The organism is Crassaminicella thermophila (genome assembly GCF_008152325.1).
GTDB classification, from domain to species: domain Bacteria; phylum Bacillota; class Clostridia; order Peptostreptococcales; family Thermotaleaceae; genus Crassaminicella_A; species Crassaminicella_A thermophila.
This window is the reverse complement of the sequence record NZ_CP042243.1, coordinates 2626825-2640750: the sequence shown is the minus strand read 5'-3', so window position 1 is coordinate 2640750 and position 13926 is coordinate 2626825. Positions and strand designations below refer to the sequence as shown.

Below are 13926 nucleotides of genomic sequence, written 5' to 3'. Positions count from 1 at the left end.
CGAAATATGCGTTTGATGGTATATTATTTCTTGTCCCATTCAAAGGGGCAATGAGCAACAAGGAAAAATTACCAGTTGACTTAAAACGACAAACATGGTAATATAAATCTTGTCGCTGACACAGAGCACAAACAAAAAAATAAAAAAAGTGCTTGACGGATTCGACAAAAAATGATAAGATAAAAAAGTCGCTGAAAGGCGGTAAAGTGATTTGATCTTTGAAAACTACACAGTGTAAGAAATTAAGCCAGCAATAATTTTTAACCTCGAAGATTTTAAGCAACGGAAATTGTGAACATTGGTGAGCAATTTCGTTGGCGTCATGAGTTATTGCGAAGCAATAAACGAATTTTTTGAGAGAGTTTGATCCTGGCTCAGGATGAACGCTGGCGGCGTGCCTAACACATGCAAGTCGAGCGAAGCGAATACAACAGATTCTTCGGATGAAGTTGTATAAGCTTAGCGGCGGACGGGTGAGTAACGCGTAGGCAACCTGCCCTATACAGAGGGATAGCCTCGGGAAACCGGGATTAATACCTCATAAAACTCTAGTATCGCATGATACATGAGTCAAAGATTTATCGGTATAGGATGGGCCTGCGTCTGATTAGCTAGTTGGTGAGGTAAAGGCTCACCAAGGCGACGATCAGTAGCCGACCTGAGAGGGTGATCGGCCACACTGGAACTGAGACACGGTCCAGACTCCTACGGGAGGCAGCAGTGGGGAATATTGCACAATGGGCGAAAAGCCTGATGCAGCAACGCCGCGTGAGCGATGAAGGCCTTCGGGTCGTAAAGCTCTGTCCTAAGGGAAGAAAACTGACGGTACCTTAGGAGGAAGCCCCGGCTAACTACGTGCCAGCAGCCGCGGTAATACGTAGGGGGCGAGCGTTATCCGGAATCACTGGGCGTAAAGGGTGCGTAGGCGGCCGATAAAGTCTGGGGTGAAAGGCTACGGCTCAACCGTAGTAAGCCTTGGAAACTTATTGGCTTGAGTGCAGGAGAGGAGAGTGGAATTCCTAGTGTAGCGGTGAAATGCGTAGATATTAGGAGGAACACCAGTGGCGAAGGCGACTCTCTGGACTGTAACTGACGCTGAGGCACGAAAGCGTGGGGAGCGAACAGGATTAGATACCCTGGTAGTCCACGCCGTAAACGATGAGTGCTAGGTGTCGGGGGGTACCACCCTCGGTGCCGCAGCTAACGCATTAAGCACTCCGCCTGGGGAGTACGGTCGCAAGACTGAAACTCAAAGGAATTGACGGGGACCCGCACAAGCAGCGGAGCATGTGGTTTAATTCGAAGCAACGCGAAGAACCTTACCAGGACTTGACATCCTCTGCATTACCAGTAACGTGGGAAATCCCTTCGGGGACAGAGAGACAGGTGGTGCATGGTTGTCGTCAGCTCGTGTCGTGAGATGTTGGGTTAAGTCCCGCAACGAGCGCAACCCTTGTCTTTAGTTGCCAGCATTTAGGATGGGCACTCTAGAGAGACTGCCGGGGACAACTCGGAGGAAGGTGGGGATGACGTCAAATCATCATGCCCCTTATGTTCTGGGCTACACACGTGCTACAATGGCTGGTACAACGGGAAGCGAAGGAGTAATCCGGAGCAAATCCTAAAAGCCAGTCTCAGTTCGGATTGTGGGCTGCAACTCGCCCACATGAAGCTGGAGTTGCTAGTAATCGTGGATCAGAATGCCGCGGTGAATGCGTTCCCGGGTCTTGTACACACCGCCCGTCACACCATGGGAGTTGGGGGCGCCCGAAGTCAGCTATCTAACCATTTGGAGGAAGCTGCCGAAGGTGAAACCAATGACTGGGGTGAAGTCGTAACAAGGTAGCCGTATCGGAAGGTGCGGCTGGATCACCTCCTTTCTAAGGAGAAAGGCTTAACTTACACTGTTTAGTTTTGAAGGATTAAGCTTGGGGACGTAGCTCAGCTGGGAGAGCACCTGCCTTGCACGCAGGGGGTCAGGGGTTCGATCCCCCTCGTCTCCACCATTTAAATCTTTCATGTACCTTGAGCAACGGAAATTGTGAAGTAATGAACAATTTCGTTGGCGATGTACTTTGTACTTTGAGAACTGAACAATGCATAAAATACAATTTCTGGTCAAGTTATAAAGAGCATAGGGTGAATGCCTTGGCACCAGGAGCCGAAGAAGGACGTGGTAAGCTGCGATAAGCCTCGGGGAACTGCAAGCAAGTTTTGATCCGGGGATTTCCGAATGGGGAAACCCACCTAGGGTAATACTTAGGTACCCACTACTGAATCCATAGGTAGTGAGGAGGCATACCAGGGGAACTGAAACATCTAAGTACCCTGAGGAAAAGAAAGAAAACTCGATTCCCTAAGTAGCGGCGAGCGAAAGGGGATTAGCCCAAACCTAGAAAATTTTTTCTAGGGGTTGCGGATATACTCATAAGAGCGAAGAATTTGTAGCCGAAGAGGTCTGGAAAGACCCACCATAGGAGGTAATAGTCCTGTAGGCGAAACAAAGTCTAGCTTGAGTATACTCCAGAGTACCACGAGACACGTGAAACCTTGTGGGGAAGCAGGGGGACCACCCCCAAGGCTAAATACTACCTGGTGACCGATAGCGCATAGTACCGTGAGGGAAAGGTGAAAAAGAACCCCGGGAGGGGAGTGAAATAGAACCTGAAACCCTATGTTTACAAGCAGTGGAAGTTCTTTTTTTATGAACGACCGCGTACTTTTTGTAGAACGGGCCAACGAGTTACGGTATGCAGCAAGGTTAAGTAGTTAAGCTACGGAGCCGCAGCGAAAGCGAGTCTGAATAGGGCGATTTAGTTGTATGCCGTAGACCCGAAACCGGGTGACCTATCCATGAGCAGGTTGAAGCGGAAGTAAAAATTTCGTGGAGGACCGAACCCATGTCTGTTGAAAAAAAGGCTGGGATGACTTGTGGATAGCGGAGAAATTCCAATCGAACTCGGAGATAGCTGGTTCTCCCCGAAATAGCTTTTAGGGCTAGCCTCAAAGTTAGTGATACGGAGGTAGAGCACTGAATGTCCTAGGGGCCCTCACCGGTTACCGAAGACTATCAAACTCCGAATGCCGTAATCATATTTTTTGGGAGTCAGACTATGTGTGATAAGATTCATAGTCGAGAGGAAACAGCCCAGACCGTCAGCTAAGGTCCCTAAGTACAGGTTAAGTGGAAAAGGATGTGGGATTGCATAGACAACTAGGATGTTGGCTTAGAAGCAGCCACTCATTTAAAGAGTGCGTAATAGCTCACTAGTCGAGTGATCCTGCGCCGAAAATTACCGGGGCTCAAACCTGTCACCGAAGCTACGGCTTGTCGTAGTATGAATACTGATTTTAGAAAAGAGCAAAGGAAGAAGGTAAGCTTTGCCGAAGGTATCCTACGGATACAAGCAAAGGCCTTCGGCCAAATAACCAAAAAGCTCAAACAAAGCTCTAAAGTTAGTATTCATATTACGACAGGGGTAGGGGAGCATTCTATACGGGCTGAAGTCATACCGAAAGGAATGGTGGACTGTATAGAAGAGAGAATGTTGGCATGAGTAGCGAGAGGTAGGTGAGAATCCTACCCGCCGAAAACCTAAGGTTTCCTGAGGAAGGTTCGTCCGCTCAGGGTTAGTCGGGACCTAAGCCGAGGACGAAAGTCGTAGGCGATGGACAACAGGTTGAAATTCCTGTACCACCGAAAATCGTTTGAGCAATGGGGTGACACAGGAGGATAGGCTAAGCGCACCGTTGGTTGTGTGCGTCTAAACCCGTAGGGAGTCTATGTAGGCAAATCCGCGTAGGCAATCCTGAAAGGTGATGGGGAGCGAAAAAAGTTCGCGAACTTGCTGATTCCACACTGTCGAGAAAAGCCTCTAGCGAGATCTAGGTGCCCGTACCGCAAACCGACACAGGTAGGTGAGGAGAGAATCCTAAGGCGAGCGAGAGAACTATTGTTAAGGAACTCGGCAAAATGACCCCGTAACTTAGGGAGAAGGGGTGCCACGGTAGGGTGTTAAAGCCTGAGGTGGCCGCAGAGAATAGGCCCAAGCGACTGTTTAGCAAAAACACAGGTCTCTGCTAAGTCGAAAGACGATGTATAGGGGCTGACGCCTGCCCGGTGCTGGAAGGTTAAGGGGACGTGTTAACGTAAGTGAAGCACTGAACTTAAGCCCCAGTAAACGGCGGCCGTAACTATAACGGTCCTAAGGTAGCGAAATTCCTTGTCGGGTAAGTTCCGACCCGCACGAAAGGCGTAACGATTTGGGCACTGTCTCAACAATAGACTCGGTGAAATTGTAGTACCGGTGAAGATGCCGGTTACCCGCAGCAGGACGGAAAGACCCCGTGGAGCTTTACTGTAGCCTGACACTGGATTTTTGGTATTACATGTACAGCATAGGTGGGAGACTTAGAAGCATGTACGCCAGTATGTGTGGAGTCGCCGTTGGGATACCACTCTTGTAATACTGAAGTTCTAACCAGAAGCTGTGAATCCAGCTTTGGGACACTGTCAGGTGGGCAGTTTGACTGGGGCGGTCGCCTCCTAAAAAGGTAACGGAGGCGCCCAAAAGGTTCCCTCAGCGCGGTCGGAAATCGCGCGTAGAGTGTAAAAGGCAGAAGGGAGCTTGATTGCGAGACTTACAAGTCGAGCAAGGACGAAAAGTCGGGCTTAGTGATCCGGTGGTTCCGAGTGGAAGGGCCATCGCTCAACGGATAAAAAGCTACCCCGGGGATAACAGGCTTATCTCCCCCAAGAGTCCACATCGACGGGGAGGTTTGGCACCTCGATGTCGGCTCGTCTCATCCTGGGGCTGAAGTAGGTCCCAAGGGTTGGGCTGTTCGCCCATTAAAAGAGGCACGCGAGCTGGGTTCAGAACGTCGTGAGACAGTTCGGTCCCCTATCCGCTGTGGGCGCAGGAAATTTGAGAGGAGCTGTCCTTAGTACGAGAGGACCGGGATGGACGTACCTCTGGTGTATCAGTTGTCGCGCCAGCGGCATGGCTGAGTAGCTATGTACGGACGGGATAAGCGCTGAAGGCATCTAAGCGCGAAGCCCCCTCAAGATTAGATTTCCCATGACGTAAGTCAGTAAGACCCCAGAAAGACCATCTGGTTGATAGGCCTAAGGTGTAAGGGCAGTAATGTCTTAAGCTGATAGGTACTAATAGGTCGAGGACTTGACCAAATATATGCATTGTTCAGTTTTGAGGGTACAACCTCTAATCCAGTGACAATAGCGAAGGGGTCACACCTGTTCCCATACCGAACACAGAAGTTAAGCCCTTCAGCGCTGATGGTACTTAGGCGGAGACGCCTTGGGAGAGTAGGTCGTCGCTGGTTTGATTGTTCCAAGGTAGCTCAATGGTGGAGCACCCGGCTGTTAACCGGTAGGTTGTGGGTTCGAGTCCCACCCTTGGAGCCAATGTGGCCCATTGGTCAAGCGGTCAAGACACCGCCCTTTCACGGCGGTAACCCGGGTTCGATTCCCGGATGGGTCACCAATTATTGAGCTGGTGTGGCTCAACGGTAGAGCAGCTGACTTGTAATCAGCAGGTTGGGGGTTCGATTCCCTTCGCCAGCTCCAAAATATGCGGATGTAGTTCAATGGTAGAACTCCAGCCTTCCAAGCTGGTAGCGTGGGTTCGATTCCCATCATCCGCTCCAATAAGGGCGCATAGCTCAGCTGGGAGAGCACCTGCCTTACAAGCAGGGGGTCATAGGTTCGATCCCTATTGCGCCCACCATTAAAACAATTTTGCCGGGGTGGCGGAACTGGCAGACGCACAGGACTTAAAATCCTGCGGTCCTTACAGATCGTACCGGTTCGATTCCGGTCCCCGGCACCATAACATCGCGGAGTGGAGCAGTTGGTAGCTCGTCGGGCTCATAACCCGAAGGTCGTAGGTTCAAATCCTGCCTCCGCAACCAATGTGGCCCATTGGTCAAGCGGTCAAGACACCGCCCTTTCACGGCGGTAACCCGGGTTCGATTCCCGGATGGGTCACCAATAAGGGCGCATAGCTCAGCTGGGAGAGCACCTGCCTTACAAGCAGGGGGTCATAGGTTCGATCCCTATTGCGCCCACCATTAAATTTGGCCCGGTAGTTCAGTTGGTTAGAATGCCAGCCTGTCACGCTGGAGGTCGAGGGTTCGAGTCCCTTCCGGGTCGCCAATAAATTTGCTGGTGTGGCTCAACGGTAGAGCAGCTGACTTGTAATCAGCAGGTTGGGGGTTCGATTCCCTTCGCCAGCTCCAAAATATGGAGGAATTCCCGAGAGGCCAAAGGGGGCGGACTGTAAATCCGTTAGCTTAGCTTTCGGTGGTTCGAATCCACCTTCCTCCACCATATATATGCGGGTGTGGCGGAATTGGCAGACGCACTAGACTTAGGATCTAGCGCCTTGTGCGTGGGGGTTCAAGTCCCTCCACCCGCACCAAAAATGGGTTCATAGCTCAGCTGGATAGAGCAACGGCCTTCTAAGCCGTGTGTCCGGGGTTCGAATCCCTGTGGACCCGCCATATAAGACCCATTAGCTCAGTTGGTAGAGCACTTGACTTTTAATCAAGGTGTCCCGCGTTCGAGCCGCGGATGGGTCACCAACCTTGGAGAGGTGTCCGAGTGGTTTAAGGAGCTGGTCTTGAAAACCAGTGACTCCGCAAGGGGCCGTGGGTTCGAATCCCACCCTCTCCGCCATAATATATCGGGGTGTAGCGCAGTTTGGTAGCGCATCTGGTTTGGGACCAGAGGGCCGCGGGTTCAAATCCTGCCACCCCGACCAAGATGCCCAGATAGCTCAGTCGGTAGAGCAGGGGACTGAAAATCCCCGTGTCGGTGGTTCGATTCCGCCTCTGGGCACCATTTTATTGGAAATTTAACTTTCAATAAAAAATCAAAATATGCTTGACAACATATTTTGATTATGTTATATTAGAATACGTCGCTAATGAGCGAAGTTTGATCTTTGAAAACTATACAGTGTAAGAAATTAAGCCAGCAATAATTTTTAACCTCGAAAGTTTTGTTTGAGAGTTTGATCCTGGCTCAGGATGAACGCTGGCGGCGTGCCTAACACATGCAAGTCGAGCGAAGCGAATACGACAGAATCTTCGGATGAAGTTGTATAAGCTTAGCGGCGGACGGGTGAGTAACGCGTAGGCAACCTGCCCTATACAGAGGGATAGCCTCGGGAAACCGGGATTAATACCTCATAAAACTCTAGTATCGCATGATACATGAGTCAAAGATTTATCGGTATAGGATGGGCCTGCGTCTGATTAGCTAGTTGGTGAGGTAAAGGCTCACCAAGGCGACGATCAGTAGCCGACCTGAGAGGGTGATCGGCCACACTGGAACTGAGACACGGTCCAGACTCCTACGGGAGGCAGCAGTGGGGAATATTGCACAATGGGCGAAAGCCTGATGCAGCAACGCCGCGTGAGCGATGAAGGCCTTCGGGTCGTAAAGCTCTGTCCTAAGGGAAGAAAACTGACGGTACCTTAGGAGGAAGCCCCGGCTAACTACGTGCCAGCAGCCGCGGTAATACGTAGGGGGCGAGCGTTATCCGGAATCACTGGGCGTAAAGGGTGCGTAGGCGGCCGATAAAGTCTGGGGTGAAAGGCTACGGCTCAACCGTAGTAAGCCTTGGAAACTTATTGGCTTGAGTGCAGGAGAGGAGAGTGGAATTCCTAGTGTAGCGGTGAAATGCGTAGATATTAGGAGGAACACCAGTGGCGAAGGCGACTCTCTGGACTGTAACTGACGCTGAGGCACGAAAGCGTGGGGAGCGAACAGGATTAGATACCCTGGTAGTCCACGCCGTAAACGATGAGTGCTAGGTGTCGGGGGGTACCACCCTCGGTGCCGCAGCTAACGCATTAAGCACTCCGCCTGGGGAGTACGGTCGCAAGACTGAAACTCAAAGGAATTGACGGGGACCCGCACAAGCAGCGGAGCATGTGGTTTAATTCGAAGCAACGCGAAGAACCTTACCAGGACTTGACATCCTCTGCATTACCAGTAACGTGGGAAATCCCTTCGGGGACAGAGAGACAGGTGGTGCATGGTTGTCGTCAGCTCGTGTCGTGAGATGTTGGGTTAAGTCCCGCAACGAGCGCAACCCTTGTCTTTAGTTGCCAGCATTTAGGATGGGCACTCTAGAGAGACTGCCGGGGACAACTCGGAGGAAGGTGGGGATGACGTCAAATCATCATGCCCCTTATGTTCTGGGCTACACACGTGCTACAATGGCTGGTACAACGGGAAGCGAAGGAGTAATCCGGAGCAAATCCTAAAAGCCAGTCTCAGTTCGGATTGTGGGCTGCAACTCGCCCACATGAAGCTGGAGTTGCTAGTAATCGTGGATCAGAATGCCGCGGTGAATGCGTTCCCGGGTCTTGTACACACCGCCCGTCACACCATGGGAGTTGGGGGCGCCCGAAGTCAGCTATCTAACCATTTGGAGGAAGCTGCCGAAGGTGAAACCAATGACTGGGGTGAAGTCGTAACAAGGTAGCCGTATCGGAAGGTGCGGCTGGATCACCTCCTTTCTAAGGAGAAAGGCTTAACTTACACTGTTTAGTTTTGAAGGATTAAGCTTGGGGACGTAGCTCAGCTGGGAGAGCACCTGCCTTGCACGCAGGGGGTCAGGGGTTCGATCCCCCTCGTCTCCACCATTTAAATCTTTCATGTACCTTGAGAACTGAACAATGCATAAAATACAATTTCTGGTCAAGTTATAAAGAGCATAGGGTGAATGCCTTGGCACCAGGAGCCGAAGAAGGACGTGGTAAGCTGCGATAAGCCTCGGGGAACTGCAAGCAAGTTTTGATCCGGGGATTTCCGAATGGGGAAACCCACCTAGGGTAATACTTAGGTACCCACTACTGAATCCATAGGTAGTGAGGAGGCATACCAGGGGAACTGAAACATCTAAGTACCCTGAGGAAAAAGAAAAGAAAAACTCGATTCCCTAAGTAGCGGCGAGCGAAAGGGATTAGCCCAAACCTAGAAAAATTTTTTCTAGGGGTTGCGGATATACTCATAAGAGCGAAGAATTTGTAGCCGAAGAGGTCTGGAAAGACCCACCATAGGAGGTAATAGTCCTGTAGGCGAAACAAAGTCTAGCTTGAGTATACTCCAGAGTACCACGAGACACGTGAAACCTTAGTGGGAAGCAGGGGGACCACCCCCAAGGCTAAATACTACCTGGTGACCGATAGCGCATAGTACCGTGAGGGAAAGGTGAAAAAGAACCCCGGGAGGGGGAGTGAAATAGAACCTGAAACCCTATGTTTACAAGCAGTGGAAGTTCTTTTTTTATGAACGACCGCGTACTTTTTGTAGAACGGGCCAACGAGTTACGGTATGCAGCAAGGTTAAGTAGTTAAGCTACGGAGCCGCAGCGAAAGCGAGTCTGAATAGGGCGATTTAGTTGTATGCCGTAGACCCGAAACCGGGTGACCTATCCATGAGCAGGTTGAAGCGGAAGTAAAAATTTCGTGGAGGACCGAACCCATGTCTGTTGAAAAAAAGGCTGGGATGACTTGTGGATAGCGGAGAAATTCCAATCGAACTCGGAGATAGCTGGTTCTCCCCGAAATAGCTTTTAGGGCTAGCCTCAAAGTTAGTGATACGGAGGTAGAGCACTGAATGTCCTAGGGGCCCTCACCGGTTACCGAAGACTATCAAACTCCGAATGCCGTAATCATATCTTTGGGAGTCAGACTATGTGTGATAAGATTCATAGTCGAGAGGGAAACAGCCCAGACCGTCAGCTAAGGTCCCTAAGTACAGGTTAAGTGGAAAAGGATGTGGGATTGCATAGACAACTAGGATGTTGGCTTAGAAGCAGCCACTCATTTAAAGAGTGCGTAATAGCTCACTAGTCGAGTGATCCTGCGCCGAAAATTACCGGGGCTCAAACCTGTCACCGAAGCTACGGCTTGTCGTAGTATGAATACTGATTTTAGAAAAGAGCAAAGGAAGAAGGTAAGCTTTGCCGAAGGTATCCTACGGATACAAGCAAAGGCCTTCGGCCAAATAACCAAAAAGCTCAAACAAAGCTCTAAAGTTAGTATTCATATTACGACAGGGGTAGGGGAGCATTCTATACGGGCTGAAGTCATACCGAAAGGAATGGTGGACTGTATAGAAGAGAGAATGTTGGCATGAGTAGCGAGAGGTAGGTGAGAATCCTACCCGCCGAAAACCTAAGGTTTCCTGAGGAAGGTTCGTCCGCTCAGGGTTAGTCGGGACCTAAGCCGAGGACGAAAGTCGTAGGCGATGGACAACAGGTTGAAATTCCTGTACCACCGAAAATCGTTTGAGCAATGGGGTGACACAGGAGGATAGGCTAAGCGCACCGTTGGTTGTGTGCGTCTAAACCCGTAGGGAGTCTATGTAGGCAAATCCGCGCAGGCAATCCTGAAAGGTGATGGGGAGCGAAATATAGTAGCGAACTTGCTGATTCCACACTGTCGAGAAAAGCCTCTAGCGAGATCTAGGTGCCCGTACCGCAAACCGACACAGGTAGGTGAGGAGAGAATCCTAAGGCGAGCGAGAGAACTATTGTTAAGGAACTCGGCAAAATGACCCCGTAACTTAGGGAGAAGGGGTGCCACGGTAGGGTGTTAAAGCCCGAGGTGGCCGCAGAGAATAGGCCCAAGCGACTGTTTAGCAAAAACACAGGTCTCTGCTAAGTCGAAAGACGATGTATAGGGGCTGACGCCTGCCCGGTGCTGGAAGGTTAAGGGGACGTGTTAACGTAAGTGAAGCACTGAACTTAAGCCCCAGTAAACGGCGGCCGTAACTATAACGGTCCTAAGGTAGCGAAATTCCTTGTCGGGTAAGTTCCGACCCGCACGAAAGGCGTAACGATTTGGGCACTGTCTCAACAATAGACTCGGTGAAATTGTAGTACCGGTGAAGATGCCGGTTACCCGCAGCAGGACGGAAAGACCCCGTGGAGCTTTACTGTAGCCTGACACTGGATTTTGGTATTACATGTACAGCATAGGTGGGAGACTTAGAAGCATGTACGCCAGTATGTGTGGAGTCGCCGTTGGGATACCACTCTTGTAATACTGAAGTTCTAACCAGAAGCTGTGAATCCAGCTTTGGGACACTGTCAGGTGGGCAGTTTGACTGGGGCGGTCGCCTCCCTAAAAAGGTAACGGAGGCGCCCAAGAGTTCCCCTCAGCGCGGTCGGAAATCGCGCGTAGAGTGTAAAGGCAGAAGGGAGCTTGATTGCGAGACTTACAAGTCGAGCAAGGACGAAAAGTCGGGCTTAGTGATCCGGTGGTTCCGAGTGGAAGGGCCATCGCTCAACGGATAAAAGCTACCCCGGGGATAACAGGCTTATCTCCCCCAAGAGTCCACATCGACGGGGAGGTTTGGCACCTCGATGTCGGCTCGTCTCATCCTGGGGCTGAAGTAGGTCCCAAGGGTTGGGCTGTTCGCCCATTAAAGAGGCACGCGAGCTGGGTTCAGAACGTCGTGAGACAGTTCGGTCCCTATCCGCTGTGGGCGCAGGAAATTTGAGAGGAGCTGTCCTTAGTACGAGAGGACCGGGATGGACGTACCTCTGGTGTATCAGTTGTCGCGCCAGCGGCATGGCTGAGTAGCTATGTACGGACGGGATAAGCGCTGAAGGCATCTAAGCGCGAAGCCCCCCTCAAGATTAGATTTCCCATGACGTAAGTCAGTAAGACCCCAGAAAGACCATCTGGTTGATAGGCCTAAGGTGTAAGGGCAGTAATGTCTTAAGCTGATAGGTACTAATAGGTCGAGGACTTGACCAAATATATGCATTGTTCAGTTTTGAGGGTACAACCTCTAATCCAGTGACAATAGCGAAGGGGTCACACCTGTTCCCATACCGAACACAGAAGTTAAGCCCTTCAGCGCTGATGGTACTTAGGCGGAGACGCCTTGGGAGAGTAGGTCGTCGCTGGTTTGGTGAAGGACTTAGAACGAAAAGGATTCGTTTTAGGTCTTTTTATTTTGTTAATAAACTATATATACTGTTGATAAATTTTATATATTTGATAAGTTATACACAACAAAATAACATAATACACATATGAATTTAAAAAGATTGATAATTTTGTGTATAATATAAAAAAGCCGCTCAAATCGAGCGGCTTAGACTGTAGATAAAATTATTATGATTAAAAAATAAAAGCGAGTAATTGCAAAGTTTTAGTAAAGAAAACTTGATGAAAAATTTCAGAAAAATCCGTAGGCTTAGCATGGACGCTAAGCTAGCATCCTACAAGACAGGATGTCTTTATTAGGTGCGTTAGGATTTTTCTAAATTATGAATCTTAGTTTTCTCTAAAGATTTGTTTATGAACGTTATTTTTTAATTCATTTATAAATATAACTTTGTCAACAAGTTCAGCCGCTCAATTTGAGCGGCTTTTATTATAGATTTTTTATAAAGGATTTAATTCGATTGATTCCTTCTAATAATTCTTTGGTGTCACAAGCATAGGAAATTCGAATAAAATCATCCATTCCAAAAGCAATTCCAGGAACAGCTGCAACCTTTGCTTGGTTTAATAGGATATTTGAGAATGCTACGGAAAAACTGTCACTCCATGTTAGTTTATTTTTAAGAGCAGAGATATCTATAAATAAGTAAAAAGCTCCTTCTGGATAAATAAAGTCAATGTCTTTGATTTGTTTTAGCTCTTCTACAGCTATGTCTCTTCTTGATTTATAAGTATGAACCATTTCAATCATTTCTTTTTGACAGGATGTTAAAGCAGAAACACCTGCCCATTGAGAAATCGTACTAGGGTGAGATACAAGATGACCTTGTACTGTAGAAATAGCTTTTGCCAATATGTTATTTGAAGCAGAGTAGCCAATTCTCCATCCAGTCATAGCAACAGATTTGGAAAGTCCGTTTATAGTAATTGTTATATTTTTAGCTTCTTCTGATAATGAAGCAATGCTGACAAAAGAATCTACATAACAAATTTTTTCATATATTTCATCAGCCAAGATATAAATGTTATTTTTTAGACAGATATCAACAATATCTTTTAATTCTTCTCTTGAATATATTGCTCCTGTTGGATTTGAAGGATTTGTAATAAATATCATTTTTGTTCTAGGAGTAAGAGCATTTTGAATATCTTGAGGGGTTACCTTAAAATTATTTTCTCTTTGTGTATCCACAAAAACAGGCTTACCACCTGCGAGTTTAACCATTTCAGGATAACTAACCCAAAAAGGTTTTGGAATAATTACTTCATCTTCATAATCTAACAAGGCTATAAGGGTATTTGTAATAGCATGCTTTGCACCACTTGATATAATTATTTCGTCTAGTGCATAAGAAATATTGTTTTCTACTTGAAGTTTGTTTTGAATTGCTTTACGTAAGTCTAATAATCCAGATGCAGCGTCATACTTTGTTTTATTCATATGGATTGCTTCAATTGCACTATTTTTAGCAGCTATAGGTGTAAAAAAGTCTGGTTCGCCAATACTTAGATTAATAATGTCTTGTCCTTGACTTTTTAGTTCTTTTACCTTTGTACTTATACCTATAGTATAAGAAGGCGTAATGTTTTTTAATTTTGAAGATAACATGAGAGACCTCCTTCATAGAATAAAAAATTAAGCCAAAAACCTCAAATGGTAATGTAGCTTTTGGCTTCTATTTAATGATATATAATGAAACAGAATTTGAAAACAAAAACTTTAAGATAGGTTTTAAAGTTATTCTCTAATTTTTGAAACTATTGATTCTTTCAAGTCTATTTTGTTCCATAATTGTACTACTTTTTATAGATACATCATAATGGTTTGAAGTAGATTTAGCGTTTTTGTTTGCGAAATCCTTTTTTTTAAGGGAAGTATCTTTTTTCTCAATAGAATTCTTTTTCATGATTATCCCTCCTAAATATTGA

Annotated in this window: 2 protein-coding genes, 20 tRNA genes and 6 rRNA genes; 26 read left to right on the top strand and 2 right to left on the bottom strand. The window is 47.9% G+C overall.

From position 1 onward, the window contains the following. Positions 1-351: 351 nt before the first annotated feature. From FQB35_RS13385 to rrf (FQB35_RS13260), 26 genes are all read left to right on the top strand, one after another. A 16S ribosomal RNA gene (locus FQB35_RS13385) occupies positions 352-1880 on the top strand. Between the two features lie 50 nt (positions 1881-1930). Then, positions 1931-2006 (top strand) — tRNA-Ala (locus FQB35_RS13380). A 110-nt stretch (positions 2007-2116) separates the two neighbouring features. Further along, positions 2117-5188 (top strand): 23S ribosomal RNA (locus FQB35_RS13375). Positions 5189-5226: 38 nt separating this feature from the next. Beyond that, positions 5227-5343, top strand: a 5S ribosomal RNA gene (rrf, locus tag FQB35_RS13370). 7 nt (positions 5344-5350) lie between these two features. After that, positions 5351-5425, top strand: a tRNA-Asn gene (locus FQB35_RS13365). A 4-nt stretch (positions 5426-5429) separates the two neighbouring features. Beyond that, a tRNA-Glu gene (locus FQB35_RS13360) sits at positions 5430-5504 on the top strand. Positions 5505-5512: 8 nt separating this feature from the next. Next, positions 5513-5587: transfer RNA gene (locus FQB35_RS13355), tRNA-Thr, on the top strand. A gap of 6 nt (positions 5588-5593) precedes the next feature. Further along, positions 5594-5667, top strand: a tRNA-Gly gene (locus FQB35_RS13350). A gap of 4 nt (positions 5668-5671) precedes the next feature. After that, positions 5672-5747: transfer RNA gene (locus tag FQB35_RS13345), tRNA-Val, on the top strand. 13 nt (positions 5748-5760) lie between these two features. Continuing rightward, positions 5761-5849: transfer RNA gene (locus FQB35_RS13340), tRNA-Leu, on the top strand. Positions 5850-5855: 6 nt separating this feature from the next. Continuing rightward, a tRNA-Met gene (locus FQB35_RS13335) sits at positions 5856-5931 on the top strand. Positions 5932-5935: 4 nt separating this feature from the next. Then, positions 5936-6010: transfer RNA gene (locus FQB35_RS13330), tRNA-Glu, on the top strand. A 4-nt stretch (positions 6011-6014) separates the two neighbouring features. After that, positions 6015-6090, top strand: a tRNA-Val gene (locus FQB35_RS13325). Between the two features lie 8 nt (positions 6091-6098). Then, positions 6099-6175, top strand: a tRNA-Asp gene (locus FQB35_RS13320). A gap of 8 nt (positions 6176-6183) precedes the next feature. Beyond that, a tRNA-Thr gene (locus FQB35_RS13315) sits at positions 6184-6258 on the top strand. Positions 6259-6264: 6 nt separating this feature from the next. Beyond that, positions 6265-6349: transfer RNA gene (locus FQB35_RS13310), tRNA-Tyr, on the top strand. Between the two features lie 7 nt (positions 6350-6356). Continuing rightward, positions 6357-6440, top strand: a tRNA-Leu gene (locus FQB35_RS13305). A gap of 5 nt (positions 6441-6445) precedes the next feature. Then, positions 6446-6522: transfer RNA gene (locus tag FQB35_RS13300), tRNA-Arg, on the top strand. Positions 6523-6527: 5 nt separating this feature from the next. Further along, a tRNA-Lys gene (locus tag FQB35_RS13295) sits at positions 6528-6603 on the top strand. 5 nt (positions 6604-6608) lie between these two features. Then, a tRNA-Ser gene (locus tag FQB35_RS13290) sits at positions 6609-6697 on the top strand. An 8-nt stretch (positions 6698-6705) separates the two neighbouring features. Beyond that, positions 6706-6782: transfer RNA gene (locus FQB35_RS13285), tRNA-Pro, on the top strand. Between the two features lie 4 nt (positions 6783-6786). Next, a tRNA-Phe gene (locus FQB35_RS13280) sits at positions 6787-6862 on the top strand. A gap of 160 nt (positions 6863-7022) precedes the next feature. Beyond that, positions 7023-8550: ribosomal RNA gene (locus tag FQB35_RS13275) — 16S ribosomal RNA — on the top strand. 50 nt (positions 8551-8600) lie between these two features. Continuing rightward, positions 8601-8676: transfer RNA gene (locus FQB35_RS13270), tRNA-Ala, on the top strand. Between the two features lie 53 nt (positions 8677-8729). Then, positions 8730-11802, top strand: a 23S ribosomal RNA gene (locus FQB35_RS13265). 38 nt (positions 11803-11840) lie between these two features. After that, positions 11841-11957 (top strand): 5S ribosomal RNA (gene rrf, locus FQB35_RS13260). The 16S, 23S and 5S rRNA genes sit together here with 20 tRNA genes alongside, the layout of an rRNA operon. A 470-nt stretch (positions 11958-12427) precedes the next feature. Here the strand turns inward: rrf (FQB35_RS13260) and FQB35_RS13255 are convergent. Continuing rightward, on the bottom strand, positions 12428-13606 hold the full coding sequence (locus FQB35_RS13255; RefSeq protein WP_148810355.1) for a pyridoxal phosphate-dependent aminotransferase: 1179 nt from the start codon (positions 13604-13606) through the stop codon (positions 12428-12430). A 136-nt stretch (positions 13607-13742) separates the two neighbouring features. Beyond that, positions 13743-13904: a hypothetical protein gene (locus FQB35_RS15960; protein ID WP_168198357.1), complete on the bottom strand. Its 162-nt coding sequence runs from the start codon at positions 13902-13904 to the stop codon at positions 13743-13745. Between the last annotated feature and the right edge of the window lie 22 nt (positions 13905-13926).